Below are 21976 nucleotides of genomic sequence, written 5' to 3' on the forward strand. Positions count from 1 at the left end.
GGTAAGGCGCCGCGCTTTGCGCTCAAACGGGTTTAGCATTTCATGAATGTCGCAGGCATGCAGCGACGGCAGGCTGGCACGACGCTCTACCTCCCTCGATGGGGAGGTCGGCGCGAAGCGCCGGGCGGGTGAAGCGCCGACGTCAGCTTAATTAATACTGGCCGTATGCGCCGACTCGGCTTGCTTGATGTCCGTCGTGTACGGTACGCGATAGCGATTGGCAGCCAGCCATTCGATCGCCGCTTTTGGCTCGTCGGTCTGGATGATGGTGGCGCCGCGATCGACCCAAAAACCCCAAGCCTCGCGCGGCAGGCTGGCAGCGACCGCCAGCTCGTCGCCACGGCCGCCGGCAAGGAAGCCGCCCGGCTTGTTGACGATGGCATAAGTATCGGCCCAGAGGTGCCAGTCACCGCGGACGGCTGTAGCCCGCATGCGCGTGCTGAACAGCGGGCCACCGTTTGCGGTCAACGTCTCGGCGCCGTTGCGCCAGTTGATCAGCTCGATAGCGCGTGGCGCGAACGCCTTGTCGACCTCGCCGGCAAAGGCAGCATCGTGCACGGCGTCATCGGCAAGGATCGGCATGAACTGGAAGCCGCCGCCCGCCTGGGCGAGCGCGGCCTTCGCGGCTTCAATGCGCGCCTGGTTCCACAGGTTCTCCTTGACGATCACCTGATCGGCCATGCCGAGATCGCGGGCGACCGCGATCATGCCTGGCAGGTCCGTCACCTCGAGCTTGTTGTCGAGATTGATCAGGATCCTGTCCCTGGTCGTCAGCAGCATCTCGCGCAGCGTCAACACCGGCTCGCTGGTGACGGCGCCGGTGCCCTCGATCACCAGCCGGCACTTCTTCAGTTCCGCCAGCGTATATTCCACCACCTCGCCCTTGCAGTTCGTAGTGCGGTCGAGCCAGCTGTCATGCATGATGACGAACGCGCCGTCCTTCGAGCGCCTCACATCGACCTCGACGATCTCGGCGCCGATCGCGATCGAGCCCTCGACCGCGGCAAGCGAATTCTCGGCATAAAGCGTCTTGCCGGCCTGCATGCTGCCGGCCCGATGCGCCGCGATCATCACATGATCGCGCCACTGGTTGGCGTGTTCGAAGCGGTCGAGGATTTGGGCGGCGCGCGTCTCACCGGCTAAGGTTTGACTCGAGGCAGTCGCAAGCGCGGCGGACAGAAGAAGGCTCAGCCAGAGTGTTCGCATCGGGGAATCGCTCCGTTCCGGGTCGGGACCCGGTTAGGCGATGCCCATGACAGGGAGGTGAACGAAGCCGGCTAGCTGTTTGCTCAAAGCCGCTTGGCGAGGCGGCGAAACCAGGCCAGCGCCGGCATCTCGACGACACGCCACGTGAGCCAGGACGTGACGATGACGGCGATCAACATTGCTATGATCGCCGGCAAACCAATCCATGGCGAGCCAACACCGAAGCCGGTCACCTGATCGCCGCGCAGGCTCATGTCGCCGACCTGCGTCGTGGCGAGACAAATCCTGTGTTGGGGCACTCCTCGAGCGCCGCTCGATATCGGCAAGCTGTGACTGGCAAGTTGCGTGCCGGTTCTGTAGTTGTGGCTCCCCGATGACAACCGAGGACCCGTAATGGCGAACCAAGAGATCGACCACGCCTTCACCGCCCGTTCCAAAACGGGCGCGTCGTTGGAGCCGACCTATGCCGGCGCGCTGTCGTTCATGCGGCGCAAATATACCAAGGATGCGAAGGGCGCGGACGCCGTCGTGTGGGGCATTCCCTTCGATGCGGCGGTCACCAATCGTCCCGGCGCGCGCTTCGGGCCGCAGGCGATCCGCCGCGCCTCGGCGATCCTCGACAACGATCCGCAATATCCGTTCTCGCGCGACCTGTTCGAACAGCTCGCCGTGGTCGATTACGGCGATTGCCTGCTCGACAGCGGCAACCACCAGAAGACGCCTGGTACGATCGAGCGCGAGGCGGCCAAGATCCTGAGCTCAGGCGCATTCCTTTTGACGCTCGGCGGCGATCATTTCGTCACCTGGCCGCTGCTGAAGGCGCATGCAGCGATCCACGGGCCGCTGGCGCTGGTGCAGTTCGACGCGCATCAGGACACCTGGCCGGACGACGGCAGGCGCATCGATCACGGCTCCTTCGTCGCCCGCGCGGTCAAAGAAGGCATCATCGATCCAGATCGCTCGATCCAGATCGGCATCCGCACCCATGCGCCGGACACGTTCGGCATCAAGATCCTTTACGGCCATGAGGTCGAGGAGATGCGCGCCTCCGACATCGCCTACGCGATCGTGGAGCGCACAGGCGGCAGGAAGACCTATCTTACCTTCGACATCGATTGCCTTGACCCGGCGTTCGCGCCGGGCACCGGCACGCCCGTGGCCGGCGGCCCGTCCTCGGCCAAGATGCTTTCGACGCTGCGCCAACTCGGCCAGATCGATATCGTCGGCGCCGACGTCGTCGAGGTTGCGCCGGCCTATGATCATGCCGATATTACAGCGATCGCCGGATCGATCATCGCAATGCACTATCTCGGCCTGGTGGCCGAAAGGAAGGCGCGGCTCGACGACCTGAACAACGGCACTCATGCCGTGCTACATAACGCTCAAGGCATATAGCTCTGGAATCGCAGGGATTTTGGCAACCGATGAAACCGAAAATCTTCATTGACGGCGAACATGGCACGACAGGCCTGCAGATCAGGGCGCTGCTGGCCGATCGCGGCGATCTGGAGATCATCTCCATTCCCGCCGACCGCCGCAAGGAAGCCGCCGCCAGGGCCGAATTCCTCAACGCCGCAGATGTCGCGATCCTCTGCCTGCCGGATGCCGCGGCCAAGGAAAGCGTATCGCTGATCGAGAACGATACGACCAAAGTCATCGACGCTTCGACCGCGCATCGTGTGGCCGAAGGCTGGGAATACGGCTTTGCCGAGATGGACAAGGATCAGGCCAACAAGATCGCCAGCGCAAAACGCATCGCCAATCCCGGCTGCTGGCCGCAGGGCCCTATCGCGACGCTGCGTCCGCTGGTCTCGGCCGGCCTGCTGCCTGCCGATTTCCCCGTCACCGTCAACGGCATCTCCGGCTATTCCGGCGGCGGCCGGCCGATGATCGAGGACTATGTCGGCAAGGGCGAGGACGCGCCTGAATTCCTACCCTATGGGCTCACGTTGCAGCACAAGCATGTGCCGGAGCTCAGGACCTACGCGAAGCTGTCGCACGATCCGATCATGCAGCCCGCCGTCGGCAATTTCGCGCAAGGCATGATCACGGTGGTGCCGCTGCAGTTGGGCGGCCTCGACCGTGTGCCGAGCGGCGCCGAGCTTCATGCGGCGATCGCCGATCACTATGCGTCGGTCGGCGGCGGCGTGGTCGAGGTTGCGCCCTATACGCATATGGAGCGCATGCCGGAGATCGATCCGGAGGCCTATAACGGCACCAACCGGATGAAGGTCTATGTGTTCGCCAATGACGAGCGGGCGCAGGCGCTGCTCTTGGCCGTCTACGACAATCTCGGCAAGGGTGCTTCCGGCGCTGCCGTGCAGAATCTGGACCTGATGCTCGGCATCAAGCGCTGAGCGACGATGCGCAAGGCGCGCCTCAGCCTCTGACGGCGATCTCGGTCGGCAGCGGATAGGCACCCTTGGTGCCGCGCCAGTGCGCGGCGGCGAAGCCGAGCACGATCAGCGCGACGCCTTGATGGGTGAGCGCCATATGCAGCGGCACCTGCATCAAAAGCGTGCCGATTCCGATCGAGGCCTGCGCCAGCACCAGCAGGAACAGCAGCGTGGCGCGGCGGGCATGCGTGGTGCCGGGCTGACGCCGCCTGGTGGCGATCATGTGCCAGAGCGCCACCGCAAAGAGCGTGTAAGCGCCGAGCCGGTGCACGAACTGCACCGTCTTCGGGTTCTCGAAGAAATTCAGCCAGGCAGGTTTCAAGAGCAGGAGATCGGCCGGGATCACCTTGCCGTCCATCAGCGGCCAGGTGTTGTAGGAGAGGCCGGCGTGGAGGCCGGCAACCAGGCCGCCGAGATAGATCTGGATCAGTGCCAAGAGCACGATCGCGCCGGCAAGCCGCTGGGCCGAGCGGTCGGCGGCGCGCTCGGAGTGCGGCGCCAATCCTCGCGCGACAACCATGGTGGCGGTGAAGATTAGCGCCGCGAGCGTCAGATGCGTCGCCAGCCGGTACTGGCTGACCGAGACACGGTCGACTAGACCCGAGGCCACCATCCACCAGCCGATGGCCCCCTGCAGGCCGCCGAGCAGAAGTATACCTAGAAGCTTCGGCCCGAGGCCGCGTTCGATGCGGCGCGTCGCCCAGAAGAACAGCAGCGGCAATGCGAAGACCGCGCCGGCGCTGCGGGCGAGGATGCGGTGCACCCATTCCCACCAGAAGAGCGACTTGAAAGCTTCTAAGCTCATGCCCTTGTTGAGCTCTGTATATTGGGGGATCTGCTGGTAGCGCTGGAACTCTTCCTGCCATTCGGCATCGTTGAGCGGCGGGATCACGCCGTGGATCGGCTGCCATTCGGTGATCGACAGGCCGGAACCGGTGAGCCTTGTGGCGCCGCCGACCAGCACCAGCGCGGCCAGCACGACCAGCACGAAATAGAGCCAGCCGCGCACCAGCGCGCGGTTGTGCAGATCGCGGTCGCGGGCGGCGTATGGGGCCGTGGTGGTTATGGCGGCCATGGGAGTTTCCCGGCAGTTGAAATCGCGGGATTGGTGGACCATGGCCGCCCGGCTGGCAAGACCGGACAGCGCGGCACGCCGTCGCGCCGGCCCGCGGCGGTTGCGCACGCTCCCCAATCGGCCTAAGCGAGGCGGGTCAACGGGACCGCGACATGCCCATTCGCCTGAAAAAACTGATCGGAACCATCCTGCTGGTGGCGCTGGTCGTCATCTACGCGCTGATCGCCTCGGCCATCGCGGTCACAAGGCTCGCCGAATACGGCTCCTTGGCGCATTTCCTGTTCTTCCTGCTCAGCGGCTTGCTCTGGGTGCTGCCGGCGATGGGCATCATCAAATGGCTGATCCTGGAGCCGCCTCAGAAGGGCTGAGCGCGGCCGCGCCAACGCTAACGTGACTCATACGTGATTGCGCATGGGACTAGCTTGCCTGGCTTGACCGCATGGCAGGGAGGGCTTGCGTCATGCCAAAAGCCTCGTTCGCGGGATTGATCCTGATCATCGCCTGCATGGCGGCCTCGATGGCAGCCGCCGAAACCATCAACGTGTCGGACGATCATGGCGGCAGCGTCGCCGTGTACAGCCAGCGCTGGAAGGGGCTCGCCGCGCGCGGCGTCAATGTCCGCATCGTCGGCAAATGCCAGTCGGCCTGCACGGTGCTGCTCGGCTACATTCCCCGCAGCCGCATCTGCGTGATGCCTGCGGCAAGCTTCGGCTTCCATCTGGCGCACCGCACCGACATGACCGCCGTCTTGTGGAATGCCTATGCTGCCGACATCCGAGGCTGGATCAACGCGCATGGCGGGCTTGCGTCACAGCTCAAATGGATGAGCGCGCCGGACACCTACCGCTATTTCCACAGATGCTGACGCCCCTTCGGGCTAAATGGTCACGACCATCTTGCCGGCATTGGCAAGCGGCGTGGTCACACCCGACAGCATCGTGCGGATATGGGCGACGCTCTGGTAGCGGCCGTTGACGGAGATGCGCGGCAGCGCATGCAGGAAGCCGGCATGCTCGGCTCTCAGGACGCCATGCCGGGTCGTCACCGCCGAGACATAGCCGGCATCACGAGCGAAGCCGACCTCGCGGCAGCCAACCGCGCTGGCATAACCGTAGGGGTAAGCGAAGTGGCGCGGCTCTGCGCCCAGCCGTTCCATGAGGATACGGCGGACGTCGCCGATCTCGTGACGCGCTTCCGCCTCGGACAACCGCTTGAGGTTGCGGTGGTTGACGGTGTGCGCGCCGATCGTCACCAGCGGATGGGCGGCCACCCTGCGAATCTCATCCCAGCTCATCAGGGTGCCGGGGCGGCCGGTGCCGAGCTCGATGCCGTTGGAGCGCGCCAGTTCACGCAGCGCGGCGCCCTGCTTTTCCTCGGGGACCTCTTGGGTCAACCATGCGTTCAGCCTTGCAATCGTCTGGATCTTTCGGCCGGGTGTCGAGCAATCGACGACCGTCGATCCTCTCTTCGTCTTCAGCGTCAGGTGCCAGCCGGTGTCGACGATATCCTCGATGACGTCCCACCACAGGTCGACCGCACCCTCGATCAGGCCGGGCGCGACATAGATAGTGATCGGCGCACCGTGCTTCTCCAATACCGGCAGCGCCTCCGTCATGTTGTCGCGATAGGCATCGTCGGCGGTGATGGTGGCGAACTGGCTGTGTTTGCCGCCCGCCCCGATGCGTTCGACCGCTTCATCAAGGGTAACAAAGACATAGCCCCTTCCCTTCATGTCGGCGATCAGCTTGTCGAGGAAGGCAGGGGCGATGTTCAGATGACGATTGACGCTGTTCGGCTTCTCGGGCATCGCGGTCACGCGATGCAACATCAAGATGGCACCGATGCCGCCGACAAACGGCCTCGCCAGCGGAGCGAGACCGGTGTAGCGGGCAACGTTCAACGCCAGCTTCCGGATTGCCTCGGCCCCGTCGATCATTCCTTCACCTTTTGCCTCTAGGCTCATCCAAGGACCTACGCGAACCCCAGGTTGCAACCAATACGTCTTAAGGATTGAGGGATGGTTGACGCCGCCGCGTCATTTGACGGCAATCGCGTCGCTGCCAACGAAGCGCCGGCGCGTGCGCCTGCCTCGAGCCGAGGCAGACTGACGGCGGCGGTTACCGATGGCACCGGTCTTGCGGGCTATGCAGAATTCTGCGCTTCGGCGCTGTTTGCTCCGGCGCAGAGCGCGTCCTGGGTGAGCAACTGGGCGGCCAAGACCAAAGCCGATATGGCGGTCGCCACGCTAAGCATCGAGGGTCGACCGGCTCTTTCGCTGGCGCTGGAAGTGGTCCGAAACGGCCCGTTCCGCGTCGCTCGTTTCACCGGCGGACGTCATGCCAACGGCAATTTCCCCGCAACCGACCCGCGGCTTTTGCCTGCTGTAAACGGTCCTGCGATCCGCTCCCTGCTCTCGTCAATCGCCACGGCACGGCCCGACATCGACCTCGTTACACTGGAGCGGCTGCTGCCCGATCTCGACGGCACCGCCAACCCGCTCGCCGCGTTGCCCAATTTTGCGAGCCCTAACCTTGCGCTGGCCGTCGACCTCAATGGCGGCTTCGAGGCGCTGCTCAGCCGCGCGAGCGGCAAGCGGAAGCGCAAGAAGCACCGCTCGCAGACGCGCAAGTTCGAGGCCGTCGGCAGCTTCCGCCGTATCGAGGGGCGAAGCCGCAAGGAGGTCGACAGGTTGCTCGACGCTTTCTTCGACATGAAGCAGGCGCGCTTCGCCAAGATGGGCATCGCCAACGTGTTCGGCGATGAAGGCGTGCGCGCCTTCTTCCGGGCGCTGTTTGCCGATGCGCTTGCCGAGCAGGAGCCATCCTTCCTGCTGCACGGGCTGGAGGTAGCGGGAAAACTTCGCGCCGTTACCGGCTCCAGCCGCTCAGGCCAGCGCCTGATCTGCGAGTTCGGCGCGATCGCCGAGGATGATCTCGCCTTCACCAGCCCCGGCGACTTCCTGTTCTTCGACAACATCCAGGAAGCCTGCGAGCAAGGCTTCGACCTCTATGATTTCTCGGTCGGCGACGAGCCCTACAAGCGGCTCTGGTGCGACATCGAGGTCCAGCATTTCGAGGTGCTGATGCCGCTGACGCTGAAAGGTCGCGTGCTAGCCACAGGGTTGCGGCAAGGCGCGCGGGCGAAGGCCCTCATCAAGAACAGTCCGACGGTGTGGAAACTGACCAAGAGCTTGCGCCGGAAGGCTGCCGGACAGGCCACCCCTATTGTTGCCGAGGACGACGCCTGACCGTCGTCCGTCAGCCCGAGACTCAAATCCGAGGGCTTCGCGGGCGATATCTGTTCAGGCCGCCGACCGGCGTCCGGGCAACGGATCTCCCGGTTCATGGCCAACCGGCGTGACCAGCGTGACATCCGGATAGCCGTTCTCGATCAGCTTGACCGCCGCCTGCGTGACCTCGTCATCGGCTTCGAGCATCGACAGGAAGACTTCCGTGCCATCGCCAACCAGGCGGCCGATGCCTTGTGCGTCGGCAGGGCCGCATTCGACGACGACGAGGTCGTAAGCCGTGGTCAGCGACTGCATGATGATCGGCAGCCGGTCGGCGGCGCGCATGGCGCGGATAGGATCGGCGGTACCGACCGGAATCACATGCGCGTCCGAATAGAGATCGGGATGGATGACGTCGCTGAACTGCGCCTCGGAGGCCAGCAGATTGGTGATGCCGGGAAGCAGTCCGCTGTCCAGCATCGGGCGCGAGGCGGCGCCCGAGGCGGTGAGATCGAGCAGGAGCACCCGGAGGCCCGCATCCGACACTTCGCGCGCCACCAGCACGGCGGTGGCGGCGGCCTCGTCACCTTCCGGGGAGACAAAGATGGCGCGCGCGGCACCCGAGGCAATCAGCTTTTCCGCCGCCTTCTCGACATCGATCTCGCCAAGTCTCGGCTGCCATGACCGGCGCGCTTCGGGCTGTGCCGGGTCTGGTGGATCTACCGGCTCGGCAGGCGCTGCCTCCATGACGGTGCCCTGCCCGATCCGCTCGTCAGCGACCGAATCGTCGCTAGCTTCATCTTCGGCATCGGCGAGCGCCGGTTCGGTGCGCGCCACCGGCATCGCCACCTGTTCGATCGGCTCGAATCGGGCTCCGGCGGCCGGACGCATGGCACGGCCGGAGAACAATTCCCTCAGAAGCGTGCTGATCGCCATCAGCAGCAGCGACGCGGCGGCGGCGGCACCAGTGATCGGGCCGATCTTCGGGAAATACGGTTCGGTCGGCACCTGTGCTTTCGAAAGCAGACGGGCGTCGACCGGCAGATAGTTGCGGTCCGCGCGCGAAGCCGCCTCGCGGTAGCTTGCCATATAGGATTCGAGCTGCTGGCGCTGGGCATTGGCGTCGCGCTGCAGCGCATCGAGCTCCACCTGCTGCTCGCCGGCACGGGCCGAAGCGGCTTTCAGCGTGTTGACCTCCTGGACCAGCTGGTCCTCACGAGCTTTGGCGGTCTGTGCCTGAGTCGCCAATCCCTTGAGGATCTTCTGCGCCTCGTTGCGGATCTGGCCATTGAGATCGGCAAGCTGCGACTTCAGCGCCCGGATGCGAGGATGGTTGTCGAGCAGCGTCGTCGACAGATCGGCAATATTGGTCCTGAGCTCTACCTGCCGCTCGAGCAGGCGCTGGATCAGCTCGGAAGACAGAACTTCCGGCACGCTGTCCAGCGTGCCGCCATTCTGCAGCGCCTTGCGCACGCTGTCAGCGGTCGCCTCTGCGGCGGCGCGATTGGCGCGCACCCGGGAAAGCTCGCTCGACAGTTCCGAGAGCTGCTGCGTCGCGAGCACCGAATTGTTGCCGCCCATCAACAGGTCGGATTGCGCGCGATAGGCGGCAACCTTGGCTTCGGCATCCTTCACCCGATTCTGCAGATCGGTGATTTCCGGGCCGAGGAAGCCTGTGGCGGCGGTGTTCGATTCCATCTTCGCACTGCCTTTTGAGGCAAGGTAGGCCTGCGCAATGGCGTCCGCGACCTGGGCGGCGAGCTTTGGATTGTTCGAGGAGAACTCAACGGCAATTACGCGGGATTTTTCAACGCCGTAGACGTTGAGCTTATCGTGCATTGCCTTGAGCACGCGCTCTTCCGGCGGGATGTCGAAGGGGTCGCTCTTCAGGCCGACAAGCACAAGCGCGCGACTGAGCGCCGACATCTTCAACGCTTCGTCGAATTCCGGCAACTTTTCCAGGTTGAGGTCCGAGGCAACCTTCTTGAGGATATCGGGCGAGGACATGATCTGGACTTCGGTGGCTACAGCCTCCTCATCGGTCGCCGGCTTGTCGTCGCTGGTTGTGCCGGCCGGCCGAGTGAAGACCGATTCGCGCGACCCGATCTCCAGCTTGGCCACTGCCTTATATTGCGGCGTCGCCAGCCAGGCGAAGGCAAACGCCAGCCCGGTCACGACAAGCGTGACGAGAACAATGCGCAGCCAATTCCTCGCCAGGCTGGCGAAGAGCTGTCTCAGGTCGACATCGACATCTGCGGCCGCGGACTGAACGGACATGCATCCTGCTCCGAACTTTGAGTCGAGGATGGACCGTAAACAACTATGGTAACTCAGCCGTTAAGATCAGGATGCGTACTTATTAGAACCCACTCAAAGAACGTCCTGCGAAAGCAATAGAACAATTGGGTTTTTTGCCAGCAGCCGATGAGTCTAAGGCCCATCCTTTACCGACCATTAACCCTAACAGGATGATAATGGGCGCACTCCTGGGGTTGGCCGCCTCACCGGTGGCGAGAGCGACGAAGGTTCGTGTCCGATCATGAAAAGCACTGCTCATCTCTTTCGCGCCATCCTCGCCTTGTCGCTGCTTACCGGCTGTTCCAGCTACCGGCCGGCGCCCGCCGCCTTTCATGAAGTGCTCGACCAGCCATACAGACTCGGCGCCGGCGACCGCATCCGCGTCACGGTGTTCGAGCAGGACGGGCTGACCAACACGTACAGCGTCGACCAATCCGGCTACATCTCCTTCCCGCTCGTCGGCGCCGTGCCGGCGCGCGGCCACACCGCCCAGCAGCTCGAAAAGGAAATCGCCGATAAATTGCGCCAGGGATATCTGCGCGATCCCGACGTCTCGGTCGAGATCGACCGCTACCGGCCGATCTTCGTGATGGGGGAAGTCGGCGCCGCAGGGCAATATTCCTATGTGCCCGGATTGACGGTGCAGAAGGCGATCGCGATCGCCGGCGGCTTCACGCCGCGCGCCAACCAGGAAAGCGTCGACATCACCCGCGATATCAACGGCAAGGTGATGACCGGCAGGGTGCAGACATCCGATCCGCTCCTGCCCGGCGACACCGTCTACGTCCGCGAACGCCTGTTCTGAAAATCAACGTGGCGGCTCACCTTCGGATCGTCCACTGCTTCCGCTCACCTGTCGGGGGAATCTTCCGGCATGTGCGCGACCTGACCGAGGCGCAGGCCGCCGCCGGCCATTCCGTGGGCATCGTCTGCGATTCGACCACGGGCGGGGACTATGAGGAGCGGCTGTTCGGAGCGATGAAGGAGCGCCTGGCGCTCGGCATCCATCGCACGCCCATGCAGCGCCATATCGGACCGGGCGACATCGCCGCGGCCTGGCGCACCTATCAAATCATCAAGGAATTGCGGCCGGACGTGCTGCACGGGCATGGCGCCAAGGGTGGCGCCTATGCCCGTCTGTTCGGCTCACTGTTGCGGGTTTCAAGGTCTCGCGTGGCCCGCCTTTATTCGCCGCATGGCGGCTCGCTGCACTATGACGAAACGACGGCGACCGGAAAGCTGTTCTTCGCGCTGGAGCGTTTCATGGCCCGCTTCAGCGACTGCCTTCTGTTCGTTTCCGACTACGAGCGGACAACTTATCGACGGAAGGTCGGCGAGCCGCCCATCCCCAACAGGCTGGTCTATAACGGCCTGCGGGCCGTCGAGTTCGAACCGGTGGCGCCGGCGGCTGATGCGGCCGATCTCATATACATCGGCATGATGCGCGATCTCAAAGGCCCGGACATCTTCATCGATGCGCTGGCGCGCGCCGGCAGGGAGCTCGGACGCCGGCTAAGCGCGGTGATGGTCGGTGCCGGCGACGACCTGCCACGCTACCACGCTCAGGTGGAGCGACTCGGACTGAAGGGCCACGTCCGCTTCCTGCCGCCGATGCCGGCCAGAGAAGCCTTCGCCCTGGCCGAGCTGATCGTCGTCCCGTCCCGCGCGGAAGCAATGCCCTATATCGTGCTCGAGGCGCTGGCAGCCGGCATGCCGATGATTGCCACCGCCGTGGGCGGCATTCCCGAGATCTTCGGCGAAGACTCCCCTGCCCTGATCCGACCCGATGCCCGCCAACTTGCCGACAGGCTCAGAACGGCTCTCGACGATCGCGGCGCCTACCGCAAGCTGATGCCGCAAAACCCCGAGTTGAAGGCGCGATTCGGGGCCGACGTGATGGCGGCCGAGATCGAGAAGGCTTACTTCGCGGCGCTAAAGCTTTAGAATTTACTAATTTGCAATAGGCGTGAAAAAACCGCCAGTCGTCGCAAGCAACAATACGCATTCAAAGCCACCTGTTGTTTCAAGGCTTTCTTAGCTCTCTTTTGCTACTCACTCGCGCGAAGCTCGCGGACAATCCCCATGAACGAGATCGACCCCGCGCACCGCTTTTCGATGGAGGCGGTGCGCAAATTCGACGGCCCGGCCGAAGCTCAAGTGCCCGGCATCAATGACGTGGCGCGACAGGTCGCCTCGCAGTACCGGCGCGATACGATGTCGCCGATCATGGTCAGCGGCGTGCTGCGCATGGTCGAATTCGCCGTGCTCTTCCTGTCAGGCATGTGCCTCTATTTCTACTATGTCGGGTTCTTCAACTATCTCGCCTGGCAATATCCGCTGACGATCGCGGCAGCTTCGTTCCTGGCGGTGGTGCTGCTTGACGTCAGCGACAGCTACCAGATCGCGGCGCTGATGCGCCCCCTCGCCAATTTCGGCCGCGTGCTCCTCGTCTGGGCTGGCACCTTCGCGCTGATGGCTCTCACGGCCTTCGCCATGAAGGCTTCGGAGGACTATTCGCGTCTTCTGTTCGGCAGTTGGTTCGTGGTCGGCTTCTTGCTGATCTTCGGGCTCAGACTGGTGATGTCCAGGCTGATCAGGCGCTGGGCGCGCGATGGGCGCATGGAGCGCCGCGCGCTCATCGTCGGCGGCGGCAAGTCGGCCGAAATGCTGATCCGCTCGGTCGAGAAGCAGCCCTATAACGATATTCGCATCTGCGGCATCTTCGACGATCGCGGCGACAAGCGCTCGCCGCCGATCGTCGCGGGCTATCCGAAGCTCGGCACCATTTCCGAGCTGATCGAGTTCGCCCGCATCGCCCGCATCGACATGCTGATCGTCTCGCTGCCGCTGACGGCGGAATCGCGCGTGCTGCAGCTTTTGAAGAAGCTCTGGGTTCTGCCGGTCGACATCCGGCTCTCGGCGCATTCCAACGCGCTGCAGTTCCGCCCGCGCGCCTATTCCTACATCGGCTCGGTGCCGATGCTCGACATCTTCGACAAGCCGATCAACGACTGGGACTCTGTCGCCAAGCGCAGCTTCGACATCATCTTCTCGCTTGTCGGCATCATCGTCTTCTCGCCAGTGATGCTCGCCACCGCGATCGCCATCAAGCTCGACAGCAAGGGGCCGGTGCTGTTCAAGCAGAAGCGCCACGGCTTCAACAACGAGGTCATCGAGGTCTACAAGTTCCGGTCGATGTATATCGACAGGTCGGACCCGACCGCCAAGCAGACGGTGACCAAGAACGACCCGCGCGTCACCCGCGTCGGCCGCTTCATCCGCAAGACCTCGATCGACGAGCTGCCGCAGTTCTTCAACTCGCTGTTCGGCTCGCTGTCGCTGGTCGGGCCGCGCCCGCATGCGATCGCCGCCCAGTCGCACAACCTGCTCTATAACGAGGTGGTCGACGGCTATTTCGCCCGCCACAAGGTCAAGCCCGGCGTCACCGGATGGGCGCAGATCAACGGCTGGCGCGGCGAGATGGACACCAATGAAAAGATCCGCATGCGCACCGAATACGATCTCTACTACATCGAGAACTGGTCGATGCTGTTCGACCTGCGCATCCTGTTCCTGACGCCCGTCCGCCTGCTCAACACGGAAAACGCCTATTGAGCGCGCTCGCGCAGGAGTTGCCGGCGGACGCGGTCAGCAAGTTGCCGCCCCAGGCGGTCAACCAGTTGCCGCCACAGGCGGTCAACGCAAAGCTGATCGCGCTGATCTCGTCGGCCGCTATCGTCGTCGGCATCCTGCTTTCCGGCTTCGTCATCAGCGAGCCGGCACCCTACGAGCTCTACATGGCCGGGCTGATCGCCGTCTGGGCGCTGTTCGGCCTCAGAATATCGCGAGCGATATTGCCGCTGCTGGTGCTGTTGGTGGCGATGAACATCGGCGGCATGATCGCGATGACGCAGATGGCGGACCTCGCCAACACGCCGCTCTATCTGGCGGTCTCGCTGTTTCTCGCCTTCAGCGCGGTCTTCTTCGCCTCGGTGACATCGGTCCAGCCTGACCTCTACCGGCTGATCTTCATCGCCTATGTGGTCTCGGCTGTGGCGACCTCGCTGCTGGGAATAGCCGGCTACTTCCATGCCTTTCCGGGCGCGGAGATGTTCACAAAATACGACCGCGCCGCCGGCGCCTTTCAGGACCCGAACGTGTTCGGTCCGTTCCTGGTGCTGCCCGGCACCTACCTGCTTTATCTGCTCTTGACCGGCCCTGTATCGCGCATGCCGCTTCTGGCGGTGCCGCTATTGATCATCACCGCCGGCATCTTCTTCTCCTTCTCGCGCGGCGCCTGGGGCATGTTCGCGGTTTCGGCGGTGCTGCTCACCGCTTGCCTCTTCCTGCAGAGCGCCAGCGGCATGTTCCGCCTGCGGGTCGTGGTGATGACGATCGCCGCGCTCGCGCTGCTGATCATCGCCATCCTCGTCATCCTGCAGCTGCCCGGCGTGTCGGACATGTTCACCCAGCGCGCGCATCTCGAGCAAAGCTACGATACCGCGCGCCTCGGCCGCTTCGCACGCTATACGATCGGCTTCCAGCTGGCACTGGAACACCCGTTCGGCATCGGCCCGCTGGTCTTCGGCACGATCTACGGCGAGGACACGCACGACATCTGGCTGAAGGCGCTGATGGACTATGGCTGGGTGGGCTTCGTCTCGTTCCTGACCCTAACCCTGTGGACGATCTGCGCCGGGTTCCGCATCCTCCTGCGCGCTCGTCCCTGGCAGCCCTATCTGCTTTGCGCCTATGTCGCCTATCTCGGCAATATCGGGCTCGGCACCTTCATCGACATCGACCACTGGCGCCATCTCTATCTGCTGCTCGGGCTGATCTGGGGCGCGATCGCGCTGGAATACCGGCACCAGAAGGAATCGCGGTTGGCGCGCGCCCTCCCTGCTGCGGCACTGTCATCGGCGAATTAGCCGCCGAATTCGGTTGACCCGCACGGGGTTATCACGATACATCGCCACCCGGTCCGGAGTGTAGCGCAGCCCGGTAGCGCACTTGACTGGGGGTCAAGGGGTCGTCGGTTCGAATCCGGCCACTCCGACCATTTTTGAAGCCTGAGACTTGTCCCCCCAGAAGTCCCCTCCATTCTCCTACTGGCACACGTCGACCCATTTGGCGTCGACAAGTTCGGCCATCCGCTGCGGCGTAATCCGCACCGCCGCGTTGGTGGCGCCGGCGGCGGGGACGACCTCGTCAAAGGCCCGCAGCGTCACATCGCAAAAGACCGGCAGCGGCGCCGGTAGACCGAAGGGACAGACGCCGCCCGGCGGGTGGCTGGTCGCGGCAAGCACCTGTTCGCCGTCGAGCATGCGCGGCTTGCCGCCTAACGTGTCCTTGCATTTGCGGTTGTCGAGCCTGGCAGTGCCGCTGGTCACGACCAGCATGGTCTCCTCGCCGACGCGCAGGCAGATGGTCTTGGCGATCTGCGCCGGCAGCACGCCATGGGCGTCGGCCGCCAGTGCCACGGTCGCCGAGCTCGCTTCGGTGACCAGCACCTCGATGTCGGGAGCATGTTCGGCAAAGAAGGCGCGGACCGATTCCAAGCTCATGAGCGAAACCTCAATCAGGCATGTTGGCCACTCGATGCCGCCGAATCGTGGCAGCGGCCGGGATTGCCGCATGGCGCGCTGGCAGTTGGCAAGGGCCAGGGGACCATCTGTGGAAGGCGCAAAAAGCCCGCCAGGGCGGGCCATGGCGGGCTTTTTTCGCGGACGCTTCGGCGTCTCTATTGCTGTGTGGGCCGATTCTCTTCGGTCGGCATCATGATCAATTCCTCTTCCGGCACTTGCAGCGCGGAAGCGATACGCCTGAGCTTGGCGGGGTCGGCATCCTTGCCGTCCTCGATGTCGACGATCTCGCCCACGGCCAGGCCGCAGGTCAAGGAAAGCTCCTCAATCGTATATCCCCTCGTTTCGCGGACGGCTTTCAGCGGATTGAGGCCGGACGCGGCAATGATGTTGTTGGAAACAGCGCTTCTTGCGGTGTTGGGCATGGCAACTCCTTGGGATGAAACAACACAGATGAAATGTGGCGTTGCCTGAGACGGGCGGGAGAATGGCCGTTAACGGATGATTTGCCAAGAGGCCGTTTTGGCCGTCACGCCATCGTGACCGTGGTCATCGGCTGGGAGCCGAGGCCGCAGGCCACCGACATGTAAGGTGGCGCGAAGCCCAATCAAGATCTTTTGAAGCGCCGAAGGCCGCACCCGCCGGCATTTTGCCCACTCCGATTCGTTAGCTCTCGTCGCTTGCCGGAAGGCGGGCGACGCAGCCCCTTTGAAGAGGATCGGATTCCATGAAACTGAAGCTAGTCGCTATCGTACTCGGCATGATCTCAGGCTTTGCGGGCGCCGCTCAGGCGGACACCGTGCGCTTGCGCGGCACGGTGGTCGACCTCGCCGGTACGACGCTGAAGGTGAAAGCCCGCGACGGCAAGACCGATACGATCACCCTTTCCCCCGACTGGATGATCTCCGGTGTCGCCAAGGCGTCGGCCGCCGATATCAAACAGGGCGATTTCCTCGGCATCGCATCGGTGTCCAAGGCCGACGGCGGCAGCGGCGCGCTGGAAGTCGTGATCTTCCCGGCGGCGTTAAAGGGAACCGGAGAAGGCGACCGCGATTGGGATTTGCAGCCCAACAGCCGAATGACCAACGGCACTGTCGCCGACGTGACCGAGGTCAACGGCAGGACCGTGACGCTGACCTACAGCAATGGCCAGAAGAAAGAGATCGCCATCCCGCAATCGACGCCGATCGTGAAATTCGCGCCCGCTGCGCCTGCGGATCTCGAGCCAGGCATGACCGTGTTCGTCAGCGCCGAGCGCGGCAGCGGCGGCAAGCTCGTTTCGCGCCGGGTGGTGGTCGGCAATCATGGCGTGGCGCCGCCGATGTGAGGCGCGCAGCTGACGCATCAGGCTCGAAAAGCATGATGTCGAGCCGTCCATGCGCGCCCGCAAGGGCGCGCGGCGCGATGGTGGTTCGCCAGAAACAATCCAGAAACAAAAATCTACAGTCCGGAAAAAGTGTCGAAAAAATCCAGGAGGATAGTGCCGATCGCGGGGCTTGGGTCACCGATTTGGTCCGGTGAACTCCGGAACGCCCGCGTAAAAGGAAACGAAATCATGAAGAAGTCCCTCCTCTCCGCGCTCGGGCTGGCTCTGGCCCTGGCATTCACCATGCCGATCCTCGGCACGACCAGCGCCGATGCGGCCCCGGTGGTAAAGCACCACCACCACAAGCATCATCGCCGGCACCACCATCACCACCACCACCATCATCACCACCATAAGAAGGTGGTTGAGAAGAAGGCCTGATCCTTCCCACATGCCGATGGGAAGACAGGCCTTCATTGTATGGTCGCGCAAGTCTTCCCATCGGAATTTTTCGCTTCGTGGGACAAGCCTCTCCTTTGAGCACCCGCTGTCCCCTGATGAGCGCAGCCGGGTTCGATCGCTTGTCAAGCGGTCCCGACCTCTTGCCGCATCAAGTCGCCACTGCCCAACGAGCGCTTAGCGCTGCTGGCAGATCCGGCACCTACGGTAATCCCTGAACCCTGACACCTTCACAGCAATGCTCGCCAGGCGACAAAAATCGCGCGGGCCATGAACCTTTCCATTGGAGGCCGCACCAAGCGGTCATGGACGCCACGAAGGCGTTCCTCAACCCGACCGGGACGCCAGAAAGCGCTCCCAGCAACCAATGGAAGGAAATGCTCAAATGACCAACTTCAAGCGTATCTCGCTCGCCGCCGCCTTCGTCGTCTCGGCTTTCGGCTCGGTTTCCGCGCCGGCCTTTGCCGGCACGCATCCGACCGGCGACGGCGGCGCGGTCTGCAAAGGCTCCGGCTCTTGTCTGGTGCTGCAGCTCGACTGTAAGGGCACCTACACCGACGCCACCGATAAGAACGGCACCGTCTACGGCAAATGCAGCCAGGTCATGAAGGTCGATCCTAAGAGCCGGATCAAGCTCGCGAACTGATCGAAGCCGGAGCCCACTCCATCCCGATTTCATCCGGTTGGGCTCTCGTGCTGACGGAATGGCGGCCGGCGCGAACGGTCGCCATTTCTGTTTCGCAGCCCGGAGTCAGCGCCGGCTGATCAGAAGGCCGGCAAGCAGGCCGACCACGACCAGTCCGACGGCGGCCACGGTGGCCGGATGCTCGCGCGCGGTGTGCTCGAGCACCCTGCCCCGGCGCCTGATTGCCGGCAGCGCCTCGTGAAAGCGGTCGGCGAGCTGCGAATAATAATCGGACGCCGCCTCGCGGCCGTCCTCGTAATAGGTGTCGCCGCGTTTGGCCAAGGCTTTCCTGACATCGTCAAGTTGACGGGAGAGCGCCGCGACCTGCCTGTCCAGATCAAGATCGGAAAGGGTCGAAAACCACGCCATGCCTGATGTCCTTCTCTTGCAGAGAAGGGCTAACGCATGGATGCCACAGCAGTTCCGGCTGTCAGAGACGTCGGCCGGCCAAGCCGCCGGAGCGGCACCCGAAGCTCAACGCACCTGGTCGAGCAGGCGCTTGCACTCCAGGAGGTCGAAGAGCGCCTCCTGCAGCAAGGCCCGGTTGTCGCGCGACAATTTCGAGGAGTCCGGCTGCACGGGACCTTCGTCGTCTCCCTTGCCAAGGCCGAAGAAACGGCGGCTGGGCTTCACCTTGGGCTGACCGACCAGCGCATCCTCGTCGCCGCGCGGCTGGGCAGCCGCGGTCAGCGGCACCTGCTCGGCCTGGCGGCGCTGCGCGATCGCCTCGACGGCTGCCATGTCGCCATTGCCGATCGCGACCAGGAAATGGTTGCCGTTCTCGCGCAACAGCTTCTGCACGCCTTTGATCGTATAGCCCTGATCATAAAGCATGTGCCGGATGCCCTTGATCAGTTCGACATCCTGCGGCCGGTAGTAACGGCGGCCGCCACCACGCTTCATCGGCTTGATCTGGTTGAAACGGGTTTCCCAGAAACGCAGCACGTGCTGCGGCAGGTCGAGATCTTCCGCAACCTCGCTGATGGTACGGAAAGCATCGGGGCTCTTGTCCATGGGCGAATCCTCACGCTGGACCGCAATCCGGAGTTGATCCGAATCGCACCTTATTTCAGCGGTTTATGAAGCGATATTCAAGCCCGGCGTCAAAGGGGCCGCGGTTTTCAACCGGCATTCGAGGGTTACTTGACGCCCTTGGCCTTGCTGTTCTGGTGCGAACGCAAGATGCGGTTCTTCAGCACGTTCGAGGATTTGAAGGTCATCACGCGGCGCGGCAGGATCGGCACTTCTTCGCCGGTTTTGGGATTGCGGCCGATGCGCTCATTCTTGGAGCGGACATGGAAAGTCGCGAAGGAAGACAGCTTCACCGTCTCGCCGCGAACGATGGCTTCGCAAATCTCATCCAGGACGGCCTCGACCAGCTCGGCCGATTCAGTTCGCGACAAACCAACCTTGCGGTAAACGGCTTCGGCTAGGTCGGCACGCGTCAGTGTCTTTCCCCCCATGCGACCGTCCCATCAGCTCAAAAACATAAATCGATACAGGCAGCGGCAGAGCGTAAGTAATTGATCCGGCAAGGTCAAGGACCGAACCCACGCGCTCGGCACTTACCAGCGCAGCAACACCGCGCCCCAGGTAAAACCCCCGCCCATCGCCTCGAGCAGAACAAGGTCGCCCTTCTTGATGCGGCCGTCGGCGACGGCCACCGACAAAGCGAGCGGCACGGAGGCAGCCGAGGTATTACCGTGCAAATCGACGGTGACCACGACTTTCTCTTCGGCTATCCCGAGCTTCTTGGCGGAAGCGTCAATGATCCGTTTATTGGCCTGATGCGGCACGAACCAGTCGAGGTCTTCCGCCGTGATGCCGGCCTCGGCGAAAGTGGCCTCGATAACGTCGGTGATCATGCCGACCGCGTGCTTGAAGACCTCGCGGCCTTCCATCCTGAGATGGCCGACCGTTCCCGTGGTGGACGGGCCGCCGTCGACGAAGAGTTTTTCCTTGTGGACGCCATCCGAACGCAGGCTGGCGGCCAGCACGCCGCGATCGGCGATGTTGCCAGCCCCTTTCGCCGCTTCGAGCACCACGGCGCCGGCGCCATCGCCAAACAGCACGCAGGTCGAGCGGTCGCTCCAGTCGAGGATGCGCGAGAAGGTTTCGGAGCCGATCACCAGGACGCGTTTTGCCAGCCCGCCGCGGATATAGAGATCGGCGGTGGCGACCGCATAGACGAAGCCGGAACACACGGCCTGCATGTCGAAGGCGAAGCCGTGTTGCATGCCGAGGCGGTTCTGGATTTCGACAGCCGTCGCCGGGAACGTGTTATTGGGCGTCGAGGTCGCCAGCACGATCAGGTCGATATCCGCTGGCGTCAGGCCGGCGCTGTCGAGCGCGGCGCGCGCCGCCGCCTCGCCCAGCGAGGCCGTCGTCTCGTCATCGGCCGCGACGTGGCGCTGGCGAATGCCGGTGCGCTGGACGATCCACTCGTCGGAGGTCTCGACCATGCCTTCGAAATCGGCATTCTTCATGATGCGGCGGGGCAGCGCGGCACCGTTGCCGCGCACAACTGATCTGATCAAGGTTCGTTCCTATTCCTCGGCCTCGACGGCGACGCCGGATTTCCTGTTTGCCTGGGCAGTCGGATTGCGCGCATGGAACAGATCGAGATCGGCCTCGATCCGGTCAAGCAGATTGTTGCGCACCATGTCGTAGCCGAGCTCGATCGCCGCGGCAAAGCCATCCGAATCGGCACCGCCATGGCTCTTCACCACAATGCCGTTCAGGCCCAGAAAGACGCCGCCATTGGAGCGGCCGACATCCATCTTTTCGCGCAGCCGGTCGAAGGCACCTTTGGCAAACACGTAGCCGATCCTGGCCATCAGCGTGCGGCTCATGGCGGCCCGCAAATAGCCCGCGATCTGCCTTGCCGTGCCCTCGGCGGTCTTAAGTGCGATGTTGCCGGCAAAGCCCTCGGTGACGACCACGTCGACTGTGCCCTTGCCGATGTCGTCGCCCTCGACGAAGCCGCGATAGTTCATCGAGGCCATGTTGGCCTCGCGCAGCATGCGCCCGGCCTCCTTGACCTCCTCCTGGCCCTTGATCTCCTCGACGCCGACATTGAGCAGGCCGACGCTCGGCCGCTCGATACCGAACACCGAGCGCGCCATTCCGGTCCCCAAGATGGCGAAATCGACGAGCTGATGCGCATCCGCACCGATGGTGGCGCCGACATCGAGCACCACGCTCTCGCCGCGCGTCGTCGGCCAAAGCGCCGCGATCGCCGGGCGGTCGATGGTGGCCATGGTGCGCAGGCAGAATTTCGACATCGCCATCAACGCGCCGGTGTTGCCGGCCGAGATGCAGGCCTGCGCGGCGCCGTTCTTCACCGCCTCGACCGCTTTCCACATCGACGATTTCCAGCGGCCGTGGCGCAGCGCCTGGCTCGGCTTGTCGTCCATCCTGACAGCGATCTCGCAATGGACGAACTCGCTCACCTCGGCGAGCTTGGGAAACTTGGCCAGTTCGGGACGCACAGCGTCCTCGCGGCCATAGATGACGAAACGGATGTCAGGGCGGCGGACGGCGACCGTCATCAGCGCGGGGATGACGACGCCTGGTCCGTGATCCCCGCCCATGGCATCGATGGAAATCCTGATCACGCGGTGTTTTTCTCACGGTTTGCCTGGCTAGCGGCGGGCGCCTGCCGAGGTAAGGGGGCTCGCGAAGGTTCGGCGAAAATAGCGGTTTTGGGCTGCCGCACAACCAACTTTTCCAAAATCCAG

24 protein-coding genes and 1 tRNA gene are annotated in these 21976 nt (G+C 63.6%); 13 read left to right on the plus strand and 12 right to left on the minus strand.

Annotated features, from left to right (window positions below):
- Positions 1-147: 147 nt before the first annotated feature.
- Together P9230_RS17090 and P9230_RS17095 are read right to left on the minus strand one after the other, a co-directional pair.
- Positions 148-1206, minus strand: a complete 1059-nt coding sequence (locus tag P9230_RS17090) for a glycerophosphodiester phosphodiesterase family protein (RefSeq protein ID WP_278120080.1) — start codon at positions 1204-1206, stop codon at positions 148-150.
- Positions 1207-1289: 83 nt separating this feature from the next.
- Positions 1290-1460 (minus strand): hypothetical protein, encoded by a 171-nt coding sequence (locus tag P9230_RS17095; RefSeq protein ID WP_164757334.1) that lies wholly within the window; start codon positions 1458-1460, stop codon positions 1290-1292.
- A gap of 139 nt (positions 1461-1599) precedes the next feature.
- Here P9230_RS17095 and speB point away from each other — a divergent pair, with 139 nt between their 5' ends.
- The gene (speB, locus tag P9230_RS17100) at positions 1600-2601 is read left to right on the plus strand and encodes an agmatinase (RefSeq protein WP_127215769.1); all 1002 of its coding nucleotides are present in this window, start codon (positions 1600-1602) and stop codon (positions 2599-2601) included.
- Positions 2602-2630: 29 nt separating this feature from the next.
- Positions 2631-3563, plus strand: a complete 933-nt coding sequence (gene argC / locus P9230_RS17105; protein ID WP_278120084.1) for an N-acetyl-gamma-glutamyl-phosphate reductase — start codon at positions 2631-2633, stop codon at positions 3561-3563.
- Between the two features lie 22 nt (positions 3564-3585).
- On the opposite strand, the gene P9230_RS17110 is transcribed toward argC, so the two are convergent.
- The gene (locus P9230_RS17110) at positions 3586-4677 is read right to left on the minus strand and encodes a COX15/CtaA family protein (protein ID WP_278054660.1); all 1092 of its coding nucleotides are present in this window, start codon (positions 4675-4677) and stop codon (positions 3586-3588) included.
- Positions 4678-4829: 152 nt separating this feature from the next.
- Here P9230_RS17110 and P9230_RS17115 point away from each other — a divergent pair, with 152 nt between their 5' ends.
- Both P9230_RS17115 and P9230_RS17120 read left to right on the plus strand, forming a co-directional pair.
- Positions 4830-5045: a DUF2842 domain-containing protein gene (locus P9230_RS17115; RefSeq protein WP_067330098.1), complete on the plus strand. Its 216-nt coding sequence runs from the start codon at positions 4830-4832 to the stop codon at positions 5043-5045.
- Between the two features lie 92 nt (positions 5046-5137).
- Positions 5138-5542 (plus strand): hypothetical protein, encoded by a 405-nt coding sequence (locus P9230_RS17120; RefSeq protein ID WP_278120086.1) that lies wholly within the window; start codon positions 5138-5140, stop codon positions 5540-5542.
- Between the two features lie 12 nt (positions 5543-5554).
- Here P9230_RS17120 and P9230_RS17125 read toward each other — a convergent pair whose 3' ends face one another.
- Positions 5555-6613: a polysaccharide deacetylase family protein gene (locus tag P9230_RS17125; protein ID WP_278120088.1), complete on the minus strand. Its 1059-nt coding sequence runs from the start codon at positions 6611-6613 to the stop codon at positions 5555-5557.
- Between the two features lie 81 nt (positions 6614-6694).
- Between P9230_RS17125 and P9230_RS17130 the strand changes: the two genes are divergently transcribed.
- The gene (locus P9230_RS17130) at positions 6695-7924 is read left to right on the plus strand and encodes a GNAT family N-acetyltransferase (protein ID WP_278120090.1); all 1230 of its coding nucleotides are present in this window, start codon (positions 6695-6697) and stop codon (positions 7922-7924) included.
- A 54-nt stretch (positions 7925-7978) separates the two neighbouring features.
- Here the strand turns inward: P9230_RS17130 and P9230_RS17135 are convergent, their stop codons facing one another.
- Positions 7979-10183, minus strand: a complete 2205-nt coding sequence (locus tag P9230_RS17135) for an exopolysaccharide transport family protein (protein ID WP_278120092.1) — start codon at positions 10181-10183, stop codon at positions 7979-7981.
- Between the two features lie 262 nt (positions 10184-10445).
- Between P9230_RS17135 and P9230_RS17140 the strand changes: the two genes are divergently transcribed.
- The 5 genes from P9230_RS17140 (at position 10446) to P9230_RS17160 (ending at position 15263) form a co-directional block, all read left to right on the plus strand.
- Entirely contained in the window at positions 10446-11009 is a 564-nt protein-coding gene (locus P9230_RS17140; RefSeq protein WP_278120094.1) for a polysaccharide biosynthesis/export family protein, read from the plus strand.
- Positions 11010-11017: 8 nt separating this feature from the next.
- Positions 11018-12148, plus strand: coding sequence for a glycosyltransferase family 4 protein (locus P9230_RS17145; protein ID WP_127324678.1), 1131 nt, complete (start codon positions 11018-11020; stop codon positions 12146-12148).
- A 138-nt stretch (positions 12149-12286) separates the two neighbouring features.
- Entirely contained in the window at positions 12287-13819 is a 1533-nt protein-coding gene (locus tag P9230_RS17150) for an undecaprenyl-phosphate glucose phosphotransferase (protein WP_278120097.1), read from the plus strand.
- Between the two features lie 65 nt (positions 13820-13884).
- Entirely contained in the window at positions 13885-15132 is a 1248-nt protein-coding gene (locus P9230_RS17155; protein ID WP_278120487.1) for an O-antigen ligase family protein, read from the plus strand.
- 54 nt (positions 15133-15186) lie between these two features.
- Positions 15187-15263 (plus strand) — tRNA-Pro (locus P9230_RS17160).
- A 46-nt stretch (positions 15264-15309) separates the two neighbouring features.
- On the opposite strand, the gene P9230_RS17165 is transcribed toward P9230_RS17160, so the two are convergent.
- The gene (locus tag P9230_RS17165) at positions 15310-15768 is read right to left on the minus strand and encodes a YbaK/EbsC family protein (protein WP_127403914.1); all 459 of its coding nucleotides are present in this window, start codon (positions 15766-15768) and stop codon (positions 15310-15312) included.
- Positions 15769-15944: 176 nt separating this feature from the next.
- Entirely contained in the window at positions 15945-16211 is a 267-nt protein-coding gene (locus P9230_RS17170) for a helix-turn-helix transcriptional regulator (RefSeq protein WP_095778649.1), read from the minus strand.
- A 302-nt stretch (positions 16212-16513) separates the two neighbouring features.
- Between P9230_RS17170 and P9230_RS17175 the strand changes: the two genes are divergently transcribed.
- The 3 genes from P9230_RS17175 (at position 16514) to P9230_RS17185 (ending at position 18197) form a co-directional block, all read left to right on the plus strand.
- Positions 16514-17113, plus strand: coding sequence for a hypothetical protein (locus tag P9230_RS17175; RefSeq protein WP_278120100.1), 600 nt, complete (start codon positions 16514-16516; stop codon positions 17111-17113).
- A gap of 228 nt (positions 17114-17341) precedes the next feature.
- On the plus strand, positions 17342-17533 hold the full coding sequence (locus P9230_RS17180; RefSeq protein ID WP_082954114.1) for a hypothetical protein: 192 nt from the start codon (positions 17342-17344) through the stop codon (positions 17531-17533).
- 403 nt (positions 17534-17936) lie between these two features.
- On the plus strand, positions 17937-18197 hold the full coding sequence (locus P9230_RS17185) for a hypothetical protein (protein WP_067000787.1): 261 nt from the start codon (positions 17937-17939) through the stop codon (positions 18195-18197).
- Positions 18198-18302: 105 nt separating this feature from the next.
- Here P9230_RS17185 and P9230_RS17190 read toward each other — a convergent pair whose 3' ends face one another.
- From P9230_RS17190 to plsX, 5 genes are all read right to left on the minus strand, one after another.
- Positions 18303-18605: a hypothetical protein gene (locus tag P9230_RS17190; protein WP_278120102.1), complete on the minus strand. Its 303-nt coding sequence runs from the start codon at positions 18603-18605 to the stop codon at positions 18303-18305.
- Positions 18606-18710: 105 nt separating this feature from the next.
- Positions 18711-19250 (minus strand): MerR family transcriptional regulator, encoded by a 540-nt coding sequence (locus P9230_RS17195; RefSeq protein ID WP_067000781.1) that lies wholly within the window; start codon positions 19248-19250, stop codon positions 18711-18713.
- A gap of 125 nt (positions 19251-19375) precedes the next feature.
- Positions 19376-19699 carry an integration host factor subunit alpha gene (locus P9230_RS17200; protein ID WP_067000778.1) on the minus strand — a complete coding sequence of 108 codons (324 nt, stop codon included), beginning with the start codon at positions 19697-19699 and terminating at the stop codon, positions 19376-19378.
- Between the two features lie 102 nt (positions 19700-19801).
- Positions 19802-20773: a beta-ketoacyl-ACP synthase III gene (locus tag P9230_RS17205; RefSeq protein ID WP_278120104.1), complete on the minus strand. Its 972-nt coding sequence runs from the start codon at positions 20771-20773 to the stop codon at positions 19802-19804.
- Between the two features lie 9 nt (positions 20774-20782).
- Positions 20783-21853: a phosphate acyltransferase PlsX gene (gene plsX / locus P9230_RS17210; protein ID WP_278088064.1), complete on the minus strand. Its 1071-nt coding sequence runs from the start codon at positions 21851-21853 to the stop codon at positions 20783-20785.
- Positions 21854-21976: the final 123 nt, after the last annotated feature.

This window comes from Mesorhizobium sp. WSM4887, assembly GCF_029625865.1.
Lineage (GTDB): Bacteria > Pseudomonadota > Alphaproteobacteria > Rhizobiales > Rhizobiaceae > Mesorhizobium.

What these genes read in the sequence shown, in the direction of transcription:
- P9230_RS17190 (WP_278120102.1), bottom strand. Translation starts at nt 18,605, where the DNA reads ATGGCGTGGTTTTCGACCCTTTCCGATCTTGATCTGGACAGGCAGGTC.
- P9230_RS17130 (WP_278120090.1), top strand. Translation starts at nt 6,695, where the DNA reads ATGGTTGACGCCGCCGCGTCATTTGACGGCAATCGCGTCGCTGCCAAC.
- P9230_RS17170 (WP_095778649.1), bottom strand. Translation starts at nt 16,211, where the DNA reads ATGCCCAACACCGCAAGAAGCGCTGTTTCCAACAACATCATTGCCGCG.
- P9230_RS17095 (WP_164757334.1), bottom strand. Translation starts at nt 1,460, where the DNA reads ATGAGCCTGCGCGGCGATCAGGTGACCGGCTTCGGTGTTGGCTCGCCA.
- P9230_RS17120 (WP_278120086.1), top strand. Translation starts at nt 5,138, where the DNA reads ATGCCAAAAGCCTCGTTCGCGGGATTGATCCTGATCATCGCCTGCATG.
- P9230_RS17150 (WP_278120097.1), top strand. Translation starts at nt 12,287, where the DNA reads ATGAACGAGATCGACCCCGCGCACCGCTTTTCGATGGAGGCGGTGCGC.
- P9230_RS17125 (WP_278120088.1), bottom strand. Translation starts at nt 6,613, where the DNA reads ATGATCGACGGGGCCGAGGCAATCCGGAAGCTGGCGTTGAACGTTGCC.
- P9230_RS17195 (WP_067000781.1), bottom strand. Translation starts at nt 19,250, where the DNA reads ATGGACAAGAGCCCCGATGCTTTCCGTACCATCAGCGAGGTTGCGGAA.
- P9230_RS17115 (WP_067330098.1), top strand. Translation starts at nt 4,830, where the DNA reads ATGCCCATTCGCCTGAAAAAACTGATCGGAACCATCCTGCTGGTGGCG.
- speB (WP_127215769.1), top strand. Translation starts at nt 1,600, where the DNA reads ATGGCGAACCAAGAGATCGACCACGCCTTCACCGCCCGTTCCAAAACG.
- P9230_RS17200 (WP_067000778.1), bottom strand. Translation starts at nt 19,699, where the DNA reads ATGGGGGGAAAGACACTGACGCGTGCCGACCTAGCCGAAGCCGTTTAC.
- P9230_RS17135 (WP_278120092.1), bottom strand. Translation starts at nt 10,183, where the DNA reads ATGTCCGTTCAGTCCGCGGCCGCAGATGTCGATGTCGACCTGAGACAG.
- P9230_RS17175 (WP_278120100.1), top strand. Translation starts at nt 16,514, where the DNA reads ATGAAACTGAAGCTAGTCGCTATCGTACTCGGCATGATCTCAGGCTTT.
- P9230_RS17110 (WP_278054660.1), bottom strand. Translation starts at nt 4,677, where the DNA reads ATGGCCGCCATAACCACCACGGCCCCATACGCCGCCCGCGACCGCGAT.
- P9230_RS17140 (WP_278120094.1), top strand. Translation starts at nt 10,446, where the DNA reads ATGAAAAGCACTGCTCATCTCTTTCGCGCCATCCTCGCCTTGTCGCTG.
- P9230_RS17185 (WP_067000787.1), top strand. Translation starts at nt 17,937, where the DNA reads ATGACCAACTTCAAGCGTATCTCGCTCGCCGCCGCCTTCGTCGTCTCG.
- argC (WP_278120084.1), top strand. Translation starts at nt 2,631, where the DNA reads ATGAAACCGAAAATCTTCATTGACGGCGAACATGGCACGACAGGCCTG.
- P9230_RS17180 (WP_082954114.1), top strand. Translation starts at nt 17,342, where the DNA reads ATGAAGAAGTCCCTCCTCTCCGCGCTCGGGCTGGCTCTGGCCCTGGCA.
- P9230_RS17090 (WP_278120080.1), bottom strand. Translation starts at nt 1,206, where the DNA reads ATGCGAACACTCTGGCTGAGCCTTCTTCTGTCCGCCGCGCTTGCGACT.
- P9230_RS17165 (WP_127403914.1), bottom strand. Translation starts at nt 15,768, where the DNA reads ATGAGCTTGGAATCGGTCCGCGCCTTCTTTGCCGAACATGCTCCCGAC.